The 12693-nt window shown below is 65.7% G+C and carries 6 protein-coding genes; all 6 read right to left on the bottom strand.

Features of this window, described 5'->3' with window-relative positions:
- Positions 1-10: 10 nt before the first annotated feature.
- Positions 11-796: a glycosyltransferase family 2 protein gene (locus GJ695_RS23040; protein WP_166455366.1), complete on the bottom strand. Its 786-nt coding sequence runs from the start codon at positions 794-796 to the stop codon at positions 11-13.
- Between the two features lie 41 nt (positions 797-837).
- Positions 838-2196 (bottom strand): HlyD family type I secretion periplasmic adaptor subunit, encoded by a 1359-nt coding sequence (locus GJ695_RS23035; protein WP_154368920.1) that lies wholly within the window; start codon positions 2194-2196, stop codon positions 838-840.
- Positions 2169-4319: a peptidase domain-containing ABC transporter gene (locus tag GJ695_RS23030; RefSeq protein ID WP_154368918.1), complete on the bottom strand. Its 2151-nt coding sequence runs from the start codon at positions 4317-4319 to the stop codon at positions 2169-2171. The genes GJ695_RS23035 and GJ695_RS23030 overlap by 28 nt, the downstream gene beginning before the upstream one ends.
- Before the next feature lie 204 nt (positions 4320-4523).
- Positions 4524-10889 carry an SPM autocatalytic domain-containing protein gene (locus GJ695_RS23025; RefSeq protein ID WP_154368916.1) on the bottom strand — a complete coding sequence of 2122 codons (6366 nt, stop codon included), beginning with the start codon at positions 10887-10889 and terminating at the stop codon, positions 4524-4526.
- 673 nt (positions 10890-11562) lie between these two features.
- Positions 11563-11955: a hypothetical protein gene (locus GJ695_RS23020; RefSeq protein ID WP_154368914.1), complete on the bottom strand. Its 393-nt coding sequence runs from the start codon at positions 11953-11955 to the stop codon at positions 11563-11565.
- 4 nt (positions 11956-11959) lie between these two features.
- The coding region (locus GJ695_RS23015) for a GlxA family transcriptional regulator (RefSeq protein WP_154368912.1) at positions 11960-12693 on the bottom strand (734 nt) is incomplete at its 5' end.

The following is a 12693-nucleotide window of genomic DNA, read 5'->3' as shown; positions in this document are numbered from 1 at the left end:
GCGGTCGAACTTAGAAGTACGACAGGTCGTAATGCAGGTCGGCGCCGGCCAGCAGCGCCTGGCGCGCCAGGCGCGTCTCCATATTGCGCGCCGGATAGCGCTGATACAGCTCCAGCATCACCTGCACCACCAGGCCCTCGTTGGAATTGCCGCGGCGCATATTCTGCGGCGCATCCGGCTCGGTCTTGTGGATCACCACGCCGTCGGTGGCCAGGTGCGTCAGGGTCCGGCCGTTGAGCACGTTGAGCAGGAAGTCCCAGTCCTCGTAGATGATCATGTCCGGGTTGTTGGTGACGCCCTGCAGCACGTCGCGGCGGTAGGCGATGCAGCTGTTGGGAATGCGGTTGCGGACGTAGACGCTGTCGTCGGTGACGTCAGCGATCGACACCTTGTGGGTCGGTCCCAGCAGCTCGGGCGGCGACACCGCGCGGTTCTCGAACTGCACCTGCAGGTCGCAGAACAGCAGCTCGGGACGGTCGATCTCCAGCCGCGCCTTGAGCTTGGCCAGGTGGTCGGGATCGAAGGTGTCGTCGTCGTCGAGGAAGATGATGTACTCGCCGTCGGCGATGGCCTGGCCCATGTCGCGGCTCGGCGCCGGTCCCGGGCGGCCGCTGCAGCGCAGCACATAGTCGAAGCGGCCGGCGAACTGCGCCAGGTGGTTGTATGGCGGCAGGTAGGTGGCCGTGTCGGACACGATTACCAGCTTGAAATCCTGGCAGGTCTGGGCCAGCAGCGACTCCAGCGTGCGCTGCAGCAACTGGGGACGTTCATGGGTGGGAATAATGATGGTAAACACGTGGCCAGGCTCCGGCAATAAGGTTAATCACAACACACTAATCAGGGTTCGCGGATCGCTTCATCCATCGCGCGCGTCAGCGGGTACAGCAGGTAGGACATCACGGTGCGCTTGCCCACCACGATCTCGGCCGACACCGTCATGCCGGGCAGCAGGCGCGCGCCGGGCGGCAGCTTGGCCAGCTGGCCGCTGTAGGGAATCCGGCTCAGGTAGTAGGCGTCGAGCCCGCCGCCGCTCTTGTCGGCGGTGTCGCGCTTGAACGAATCCTGGCTGATGGTGCGCACGCGGCCGTCCAGCATGCCGTGCTTCATGAACGAGAAGGCGTCGACCTTCAGGTGCACCGCCGCGTCCTGCTTGATGTAGCCGATGTCGACCGAGTCGATCTGCACCTCGGCCTCCAGCTGGGCGCCCAGCGGCACCAGGGTGAACAGCGGCTCGGCCTCGCGCACCACGGAACCGACCGACAGCTTGCCGATCTCCAGCACCACGCCGTCGGCCGGCGCCACCATCTGGATCAGCTTGAGACGCTTGTCGGCCTTGGTCAGCTGCTCGTTGATGCCGTCGCGGTCGCGCGTCGCGCTCAGCAGGTCTTCCATGGTCTTCTGGCGCCAGTTCTTGTCGAACGCCGAGCGCTCGGCCTCGGCCGAGGCCAGCTCGCTGGCCAGCTCGACCGCCTTGTTGCGCTGCATGTCCATGTCGCGCTCGACCTCGAGGCGGCGGTCGCGCGCCTCCAGCAGGTGCATCTTGGCGCCGAACTGCTCGGCCATCAGCTGCTCCTGCATGGCTTCCACTTCGCGCAACGACTTGACGCGCTCGGCCAGGATCACCTGGTCGTGCTTGTTGGTCAGCAGGCTGGCCCGAAGGCGCGCGATGTTCTGGTCCATCTTGGTCTTTTGCGCGGCGAAGTTGGCCTGGCGCTCGTTCGACAGCTGCGCCTGCAGCTTGGCGTCGGCGCTGCTGCGGTCGAGCATGCCGGGCGTGCCGCTGCTCAGTTCAGCGCGCAGGCTGGCGGTCTGGTTGTCCAGGCTTTCCAGCCGGCTGCGCAGCTGGCCCTGGTCGGCGGCGCTGAAGGTCGGGTCCAGCAGGGCCAGCACCTGGCCCTTCTTGACCACCTGGCCGACGCGCACTTCGATGCTCTGGATGATCGAGGTCTCGAGCGGCTGCACCACGATGTTCGGCAGCGGATTGACCAGCTTGCCATGGGCGACGACGATCTGGTCGATCGACGACAGGCTGGCCCAGACGATGAACGAGACGAAGGCCAGCAGCATCACGTGCAGCGTGATGCGCACCGAGCGCGGCAGCGGGCCGCGCTCGATGGCGTCGGCGTCCGGCAGGAACTCGACTTCGGTTTGGTCCTGGCCGCGGCCAGTTACAGGTGACTTGTTTGCTGGTTCCATAAGTGCTGGTAGGTTTCGCTGCGGGTAAGCAATTCTTCATGGCGGCCGGCATCGACCAGACGGCCCTGCTGCATCACCATGATCTTGTCGGCGTCGACCAGGGTCGACAGGCGGTGCGAAATCATCACCACCGTGCGGCCGACCGCGATTTTCGACAGGTTGCTGATGAAGATGGCTTCCGATTCCGGGTCCAGCGCCGACGCCGCCTCGTCGAGGATCAGGATGCGCGGACGCGCCACCAGGGTGCGGGCGATCGACAGGCGCTGCTTCTGGCCGCCCGACAGGTTGGCGGCGTTCTCTTCGAGCACGGTGTCGTAGCCCTGCGGCAGGCGCTCGATGAACTCGTCGGCGCCGGCCGCCTGCGCGGCCGCCACCAGTTCCTCAAAGCTGGCGTCGGGCTTGGTGACCGACAGGTTTTCGCGCACCGTGCCGCGGAACAGGAAGTTTTCCTGCAGCACCACGCCGATCTGGCGCCGCAGGTGCGACAGCTCGATCTCGCGGGCGTCGATGCCGTCAAAGCGGACGATGCCTTCCTGGACCGGATACAGACCCTGGATCAGCTTGGTCAAGGTGGTCTTGCCGGAGCCGCTGCGGCCGACGATGCCGACCACCGTGCCCTGCTCGATGGTGAAGCTGGCCTTGTCGAGCGCCAGCGCCTGCGCGCCCGGATAGCGGAAGGTGACGGCGTCGAACCGGATCTCGCCTTCGAGCACCGGCCGCAGGCCGTTGGCGCCGGCGCGGCCTTCCGGCGCGCGGTTCATGACCTCGCCCAGCATGCGCACCGACAGCGCGGTTTCCTGGTATTCATTGACCAGGCCGACCAGCGAGATCAGCGGCTGGGTGACGCGGCCCGACAGCATCTGGAAGGCGATCAGCGCGCCAACCGACAGCGTGTTGTCGAACACGTCGGCGGCGCCGACCACGATGATCAGCACCGGCAGCAGCTTGCCGAGGAAGTCGGTGACGGCGTTGCCGGCGATCGAAATCTGGCCGACGCGGAAGTGCATGGTGATCGCTTCGGCCGAGCGCTGGTCCCACACGCGGCGCTGCGACGGCTCGATCGCCAGCGCCTTGACGGTGCGCATGCCGTGGATGGTTTCCACCAGCATGCCCTGGCGCTGGCCCTCGGCGGCGTACAGCGCCTGCAGGCGGCGGTTGAAGGTCGGCACCATGGTCAGCACCACGCCGGCGATCAGCGCGGCGAAGAACAGCACCAGCGAGGCCAGCTTGACCGAGTAGCTGAACAGCACCGGAATGAACACCAGCAGCGCGATGACGTCGAGCGCGGTGAAGAACAGCCGCCCGGTGAGGAAGTTGCGGATTTTTTCCAGCTGCTGCATGTGGCGCGTGACCACGCCGGCGCTGGTGGTCTCGAAGAAGTCGATCGGCAGCGACAGCAGGTGGCCGAACACGCGCCGCGTCAGGCGCATGTCGATCTTGTTGCTGGCCGCCAGCGTCAGGGTCTGGCGCAGGAAACCAAAGGTGGCGTCGAACAGCAGCGCCATGACGATGCCGACCGCCAGCACCTGCAGCGTGGTCACGCTGCGGTGGGTCAGCACCTTGTCGATCACCAGCTGGAAGAAGATCGGCGAGGCCAGCGCCAGCAGCTGCATGGCGATGGCGGCGATGAAGATGTCGCGGAACGCCGCTTTCTGCTTGAGGATTTCGGGGATGAACCAGCGCAGGCCGAACGGCTGGTTCGGATCGCTGAGCTTGTGCTGGCGTTTGATGAACAGCACGTCGCCGCGCCAGCGCTGCTCGAAGTCGTTGCGCGCCACCAGCACCACCGCCGCGTTGGCGCTGGCCGGGTTGAGCACGGCCACATGGTCCTGGCCGCCGAGCTCGCCCGCCTTGACGCCGACCACGATCACCGAGTTGCCGTCGACCAGGCGCGCCATCAGCGGGAACACGCCGCCCTGGGCCATCAGGCGGCTCCAGGTCAGCTGGTCGGACTTGGCTTTCAAGCCGATATCGGCGGCGATGCGCAACAGTTCCCCGACGCCCGGCTCCTGCGCGCGCAGCGCGTAATCGTCGATCAGGCGCTCCGGATTAATCTGCAAACCATGGTGCTGGGCGATGGCAGTCAGGCACTGGATCGCGGTATGAGGAAATTTATCTTGCATAGGCTCGGATAGGGTAAACGCCGGGACCGCGCTGGCACTGACGCGGGAACTTTCCAGCCCTCGGATTCTACCCCAGCAAGGGCGTCCCACGGGCCTTTTTGTTGTTTGGAAGCACAAGCCGGTTTACCCGCCTGTTCCCCCGATGGCGGCGAAAAAAAACGGCAGGCCCGCAGGCCTGCCGTCTTGGTGGATGCTAGACAGCGCTTACTTGGCTGCCAGCAGGCCGTGTTGCTGGCCACCTTGCAGCGCTTTCAGGCGCAGCGAGTCCTCGGTCGCCGCCGCATGGGTGCTGGCGGTGAGCTTGTTCTCGTAGCTGCCGATGGCGCTGGCCAGCGACGCCACCGCGGCGTTGACGCTGGATGGAACCTCCAGCTTGCCGCTGGCGGCCGGCGCGGCCGGTGCCGTGTAGCTCGACAGAGCCGAGCTCAGGCTGGCTACCGAACCGCTCAGGCTGGCGCCGGTGGTGCCGGCGCTGAACCAGACGTCGGCTGCCGCGTGGCTGGCGCCGTCGGCCGTCTCGTAGGTCGAGGTCAGACCGACGATGTTGCCGTTGTTCAGCGACGGGTTGTGCTTGGCGTCCAGGTTCAGCTTGGTGATGTTCAGATCGGCCAGCGATTTGAGTTCATCCGCCTGGCTGACACCGTCCGCGTTGGCATCGACCCACACTTGCAGTTTCGAGAACTGGGCATCCTTGGCATCGATCACGCCGTCGCCGTTGGTGTCGAGTTCGGACAGCGCGGCGTAGCCGTTGGCGGCCTTGCTGCCGTTGCCCAGCGTGGTGCCCGAGCCGAACAGTTCGCTACCGTCGTTGATGGTGCCATCGCCGTTGCGGTCCAGGACCAGCAGGCCGTCACCGCCGGTGATCCAGCCGGTGCTGACCTTGGTGCCGTTGGCCAGCATGTCGAACTGCACCCCAGCTTGCGAGCTCAGCGTCTGGATGCCGTCGCCGTTCAGGTCCAGCGTCAGCGGGGTGAAGGTCGACAGCGCGGCGATCTGGTCGCTACTCAGTGCCTGCACCTGGGCCTGGGTCAGCGCGTGGATCTGCGCCGTGGTGAACGAATGCACCTGGTTGGTGGTCAGCGCATGGATCTGATCGGTGGTCAGACGCGAGAACTGGGCGGTGCTCAGCGCGGCCATCGAGGTGGTGGTCAGCGCGGCCAGGTCTTCCGTCGAGATCGCCTGAACGTTGTTGGTCGACAGGGCGCGGACTTGCGCCGTGGTCAGCGCGTTGAGCTGCTCGGTCGACAGCACCGAGATCTGCTCGGTGGTCAGGCCGGCCGCCATCACCGCGGTGCTCAATACCGCCAGTTGACCGGTGCCCAGCGCCTTGATCTGCTCGGTGCTCAACACGGCGACCTGGGCGGTGCGCAGGGCGGCAATCGACGTCGCTTTCAGCGCGCCGAGGTCCTCGGACTCGAGCGCCACCATGTTGGTGGTGCTCAGGGCGGCGACCTGGGCCGAGCTCAGCACGGCTGCCTGGTTGGTGCTCAGCGCCACCGTCTGTTCGGTGGTCAGGCCACTCACCTGGGCCGTGGTCAGGATCGCGACGTTGCTGGTCGACAGCACGTGGATCTGCTCGGTGGTCAGGGCGCGCACCTGGACGGTGCTCAGGGCGGCCACCGACGCGGTGGACAGCGCGTTCAGGTCTTCGGTCTGCAACGCAGCGATCGCGTCGGTGGTCAGCGCCGCCACTTGACGGCTGCTCAACACGGATGCCTGGTTGGTGGTCAGCGCCACCACCTGCTCGGTGCTCAGTGCCTTGATGGCGGCGGTGCTCAGCGCCGAAGCCTGGCTGGTCGTCAGCTTGCTGATCTGATCAGTGGTCAGGCCGCTGATCTGCGCCGCCTTCAGCGCGGAGATGCCGGCGGTGGTGATGCTGCTGATGTCTTCGGTGCCGATCGCGGCCAGGTTCTCGGTCGACAGCACGCTGATCTGTGCGGAAGTCAGGCCGGCGAACTGGTTCGAGGTCATGGCCACGATCTGCTCGGTGGTCAGGCCCTGGGCGACGTCGGCGGTGCTCATCACGGCGAACTGGTTGCTGCTCAGGCCGACGATCTGGTTGGTGGTCAGGGCAGCGACCTGGTTGCTGCTCAGGGCGGCGAACGAGGCGGTTTTCAGTGCGGCCAGGTCTTCGGTTTCCAGGGCGGCAACGGCTTCGGTGCCCAGCGCGCGGACCTGTGCGCTGCTCAGCGAGTTGGCCTGGCCGGTGGTCAGGGCCTTGATCTGCTCGCTGGTCAGCGACTTGATCTGGTTGCTGTTCAGGCCGCTGATGGCCGCGGTCTTCAGTGCGGCGAAGTCCTCGGTTTGCAGGGCGGCGATGGTGTCGCTGGTCAGCGCATTGACTTGCGCGCTGCTCAGTACGCCAGCCTGTTCGGTGGTCAGCGCCACCACCTGTTCGCTGCTCAGGGCCTTGACGGCGGCGGTGCTCAGGGCGGAGGCCTGGCCGGTCGTCAGTTTGCTGATCTGCTCGGTGGTCAGGCCGCTGATCTGTGCCGCCTTCAGCGCGGAGATGCCAGCGGTGGTGATGCTGCTGATGTCTTCGGTGCCGATCACTGCCAGGTTCTCGGTCGACAGCACGCTGATCTGTGCGGAGGTCAGGCCGGCGAACTGGTTCGAGGTCATGGCCACGATCTGCTCGGTGGTCAGGCCCAAGGCGACGTCGGCGGTGCTCATGGCGGCGAACTGGGAGCTGCTCAGGCCGACGATCTGGTTGGTGGTCAGGGCCGCCACCTGGTTGCTGCTCAGGGCGGCGAACGAGGCGGTTTTCAGTGCGGCCAGGTCTTCGGTTTCCAGGGCGGCAACGGCGTCGGTGCCCAGCGCGCGGACCTGCGCGCTGCTCAGCGAGTTGGCCTGGCCGGTGGTCAGGGCCTTGATCTGTTCGCTGGTCAGCGACTTGATCTGGTTGCTGTTCAGGCCGGCGATGGCCGAGGTCTTCAGTGCGGCGAAGTCTTCGGTTTGCAGGGCGGCGATGGTGTCGCTGGTCAGCGCGTTGACTTGCGCGCTGGTCAGTACGCCAGCCTGTTCGGTGGTCAGCGCCACGACCTGCTCGGTGCTCAGGGCCTTGACGGCGGCGGTGCTCAGGGCGGCGGCCTGGCCGGTCGACAGTTTGCTGATCTGCTCGGTGGTCAGACCGCTGACCTGCGCGCCTTTCAGGGCGGCGATGCCGGCGGTGGTGATGCCAACCATGTCGACCGCGTCAATCGCGGCCAGGTTCTCGGTCGACAGCGAGCTGATCTGCGCGGTGGTCAGGCCGGTGAACTGGTTCGAGGTCATGGCCTTGACCTGTTCGGTGGTCAGGCCCTGGGCGACGTCGGCGGTGCTCATGGCGGCGAACTGGGCGCTGGTCAGGCCGACGATCTGGTTGGTGGTCAGGGCCGCCACCTGGTTGCTGCTCAGGGCGGCGAACGAGGCGGTTTTCAGTGCGGCCAGGTCTTCGGTTTCCAGGGCGCCGATGGCCTCGGTGCCCAGCGCGCGGACCTGGGCGCTGCTCAGCGAGTTGGCCTGGCTGGTGGTCAGGGCCTTGATCTGATCGCTGGTCAGCGACTTGATCTGGTTGCTGTTCAGGCCGCCGATGGCCGCGGTCTTCAGTGCGGCGAAATCTTCGGTTTCCAGGGCGGCGATGGTGTCGCTGGTCAGCGCGTTGACTTGCGCGCTGGTCAGGGCGCCAGCCTGTTCGGTGGTCAGCGCCACGACCTGCTCGGTGCTCAGGGCCTTGACGGCGGCGGTGCTCAGGGCGGCGGCCTGGCCGGTCGACAGTTTGCTGATCTGTTCGGTGGTCAGACCGCTGACCTGCGCGCCTTTCAGGGCGGCGATGCCGGCGGTGGTGATGCCGACCATGTCGACCGCGTCAATCGCGGCCAGGTTCTCGGTCGACAGCGCGCTGATTTGCGCGGTGGTCAGGCCGGTGAACTGGTTCGAGGTCATGGCCACGATCTGCTCGGTGGTCAGACCCTGGGCGACGTCGGCGGTGCTCATGGCGGCGAACTGGGAGCTGCTCAGGGCGACGATCTGGTTGGTGGTCAGGGCCGCCACCTGGTTGCTGCTCAGGGCGGCGAACGAGGCGGTTTTCAGTGCGGCCAGGTCTTCGGTTTCCAGGGCGGCAACGGCGTCGGTGCCCAGCGCGCGGACTTGGGCGCTGCTCAGCGAGTTGGCCTGGCTGGTGGTCAGGGCCTTGATCTGCTCGCTGGTCAGCGACTTGATCTGGTTGCTGTTCAGGCCGGCGATGGCCGAGGTCTTCAGTGCGGCGAAGTCTTCGGTTTGCAGGGCGGCGATGGTGTCGCTGGTCAGCGCGTTGACTTGCGCGCTGGTCAGGGCGCCAGCCTGTTCGGTGGTCAGCGCCACGACCTGCTCGGTGCTCAGGGCCTTGACGGCGGCGGTGCTCAGGGCGGCGGCTTGGCCGGCCGACAGTTTGCTGATCTGCTCGGTGGTCAGACCGCTGACCTGCGCGCCTTTCAGGGCGGCGATGCCGGCGGTGGTGATGCCGACCATGTCGACCGCGTCAATCGCGGCCAGGTTCTCGGTCGACAGCGCGCTGATCTGCGCGGTGGTCAGGCCGGTGAACTGGTTCGAGGTCATGGCCTTGACCTGTTCGGTGGTCAGGCCTTGGGCGACGTCGGCGGTGCTCATGGCGGCGAACTGGGAGCTGCTCAGGGCGACGATCTGGTTGGTGGTCAGGGCCGCCACCTGGTTGCTGCTCAGGGCGGCGAACGAGGCGGTTTTCAGTGCGGCCAGGTCTTCGGTTTCCAGGGCGGCAACGGCGTCGGTGCCCAGCGCGCGGACCTGGGCGCTGCTCAGCGAGTTGGCCTGGCTGGTGGTCAGGGCCTTGATCTGCTCGCTGGTCAGCGACTTGATCTGGTTGCTGTTCAGGCCGGCGATGGCCGCGGTTTTCAGTGCGGCGAAGTCTTCGGTTTCCAGGGCGGCGATGGTGTCGCTGGTCAGCGCGTTGACTTGTGCGCTGTTCAGGGCGCCAGCTTGTTCGGTGGTCAGCGCCACGACCTGCTCGGTGCTCAGGGCCTTGACGGCGGCGGTGCTGATGGCGGCGGCCTGGCCGGCCGACAGTTTGCTGATCTGCTCGGTGGTCAGACCGCTGACCTGCGCGCCTTTCAGGGCGGCGATGCCGGCGGTGGTGATGCCGACCATGTCGACCGCGTCAATCGCGGCCAGGTTCTCGGTCGACAGCGAGCTGATTTGCGCGGTGGTCAGGCCGGTGAACTGGTTCGAGGTCATGGCCTTGACCTGTTCGGTGGTCAGGCCCTGGGCGACGTCGGCGGTGCTCATGGCAGCGAACTGGGCGCTGGTCAGGCCGACGATCTGGTTGGTGGTCAGGGCAGCGACCTGGTTGCTGCTCAGGGCGGCGAACGAAGCGGTTTTCAGTGCGGCCAGGTCTTCGGTTTCCAGGGCGGCAACGGCGTCGGTGCCCAGCGCGCGGACTTGGGCGCTGCTCAGCGAGTTGGCCTGGCCGGTGGTCAGCGCTTTGATCTGTTCGCTGGTCAGGGCCTGCATCTGGTTGCTGTTGATGCCGGCGATGGTCGCGGTCTTCAGTGCGGCGAAGTCTTCGGTTTGCAGGGCGGCGATGGTGTCGCTGGTCAGCGCGTTGACTTGCGCGCTGGTCAGGGCGCCGGCCTGTTCGGTGGTCAGCGCCACGACCTGCTCGGTGCTCAGGGCCTTGACGGCGGCGGTGCTGATGGCGGCGGCTTGACCGGCCGACAGCTTGCTGATCTGCTCGGTGGTCAGACCGCTGACCTGGGCGGCCTTCAGCGCGGCGATGCCGGCGGTGGTGATGCCGACCATGTCGACCGCGTCAATCGCGGCCAGGTTCTCGGTCGACAGCGAGCTGACCTGTGCGGTGGTCAGGCTGGTGAACTGGTTCGAGGTCATGGCCTTGACCTGTTCGGTGGTCAGGCCCTGGGCGACGTCGGCGGTGCTCATGGCAGCGAACTGGGCGCTGGTCAGGCCGACGATCTGGCTGGTGGTCAGGGCCGCCACCTGGTTGCTGCTCAGGGCGGCGAACGAGGCGGTTTTCAGTGCGGCCAGGTCTTCGGTTTCCAGGGCGGCGACGGCTTCGGTGCCCAGCGCGCGGACTTGGGCGCTGCTCAGCGAGTTGGCCTGGCCGGTGGTCAGGGCTTTGACCTGTTCGGTGGTCAGGGATTTGATCTGGTTGGTGCTCAGGCCGATGAGGGCGGCAGTCTTGAGTGCGGCGAAGTCTTCGGTTTGCAGGGCGGCGATCGAATCGCTGGTCAGCGCGCCCACCTGGCGGCTGGTCAGTACGCCCGCCTGGTTGGAGGTCAGCGCAGCGACTTGTTCGGTGGTCAGCGTCTTGACCTGACCGGTGGTCAGGCCGACCACGCCAGTGATGCTCAGCGCGGCAACGCTGTCGCTGCTCAACACCGTCACGTTGTTGGTCGAAATGGCACCCACCTGGGCCGAGCTCAGTACCTGGAACTGATTGGTGGTCAACGCCGCCATCTGTTCGGAGCTGAGCGCCGCGATATCAGCGGTCGAGATGGTCACGACCTGGCTCGTGCTCAGACCCGCGATCTGATTGGTGGACATATTGGTAATGACGCTCATTGCATTTCTCCTAGAAGGGCGCTGATTCGATTTTGCTGTCCGAAAACATCTGGTGCACGGCCCTACCGTTGCATCCGCGTCTTCCGCCAGTGGCATATTTGCCGTTTGACTACGTATTGGGTTGCTGCATACCGCACGCACAAAACTGCGCTCGTACAATTCTTAACGACAACAACTTTATCAACTTGAGTAAACCCAAGAAGATTTATTGCTTAACTCCAACTCAACATTGCTGAGGATTCAGCCGCCTGAAGTGCAGCGGAAATCAGCCTGCCTGATTACAAGGCGACCGCAGCCGATCTTCCACTAAGTAAACTTGTTCCCTTGAGGAAAAAAATTTACGCATTTTTACAGCGGCTGACCGCACTCCGCGCAAACCTTTGAAATCATTCATGATTTTGTAGCGACAAACGGCAGAACGGGCTGAAAAATCGGGCTTGGAGGGCTAGTATAGCTTAAAAAATTTCCATAAGGAACTTATTTTCCAGCCTGTCGCCCCGCCGCCACGCTTGAATAACAATGTTCCACGAACATCAAGCATGTTTACTTATCTATATTTTAAAATATAAACACATGTTGCAAAATGGAAATTTCGCGGCGACGACGCCAGGGTGACCTGATCAGCCGTGACTTTGCCTCATCGATATGACAAGATGATGACGGACGGCAATTTTTAAGGCGCGGGGGACGGCTGGCGGCGGCGCCACAGCACCGTTGCGGTGGCGGCCAGCAGTGCCAGCGCGAACAGGTTGACAACCACGGTGGCGGTCTTGAATTGCATCACCATGCCAAGGCTGATGCCGGCCTTGATGCCGAGCACGGCGCTGCCGTCGTGCGGGAAATAGCTCAACAGCTGCACCACATAATAGAGGGCGCCGCCCCACAGCCCGGCGCGGGCGCGCCGCAGCGACAGCAGCCCGGACACGAAACCCAGCAACGCCGCGCCATACAGCCAGGCGGAACTGTCCTGCGGCGCCGTGCCGAGCAGGCCAAAGCTGACCGCCAGCGCCAGTCCGCTGTTGAGCAACAACACCCGCGCCAGCCATTTTTCCACTGCCTGCATCATCTGATTATCCAAAACGCGATTGATAGTCGCTGGGCGCGACGCCCAGCTGCGCGGCAAACGCGCGCCGCAGATTGTACTCGCTGCCGAAGCCGCTCTGGCGGGCCGCCTGCTTGACCGTCATGCCGGCCTGCTCCAGCAGCGCGCAGGCCGCCTCCATGCGCAGCCGCAGCAGCAGTTGCGCCGGCGTCAGGCCGGACTGCTGTTGCAGGCGCCGGTGCAGCGTGCGCACCGACACGGCCAGCGCCGCCGCCATCTGTTCGACATCCAGCTGCTGTTGCAGGCGCGGCCGCAGCCAGGCGGTCAGCAGGCCGTGCACGCCCTGCGGATCGGCCTGCGCCAGCAGCTCGGCGCTGAACTGGCGCTGGCCGCCGGGGCGCTTGTAGAACACCACCAGCCGCTTGGCCGCCGCCAGGCCGGCGCCGCGGCCCAGGTCTTCCTCGACCAGCGCCAGCGCCAGGTCGATGCCGGCCGCGATGCCGGCCGAGGTGTAAATCGCGCCGTCTCTAATATAGAGGGCGTCGTCCTGCACCGCGACGGCGGGGAACTGCGCCTGCAGCGCGGCGGCGTCCTGCCAGTGGGTGACGGCGCGGCGGCCGTCCAGCAAGCCGGCGTGGGCCAGCACGAAGGCGCCGGAGCATACCGAACAGCAGCGCGCCAGATGCGTGGCCGCGCGCGCCACCCAGTCGGTCACGGCCGGCGCCAGCGCCGGGCTGCCCGCCATCCCGTTCTCCACGCCGC

It is taken from the genome of Duganella alba (assembly GCF_009674495.1).
Classification (GTDB): Bacteria; Pseudomonadota; Gammaproteobacteria; order Burkholderiales; family Burkholderiaceae_D; genus Rugamonas; species Rugamonas alba.
Note: the sequence above shows the minus strand (reverse complement) of the source record. Positions and strands in the feature narration are given on the sequence as shown.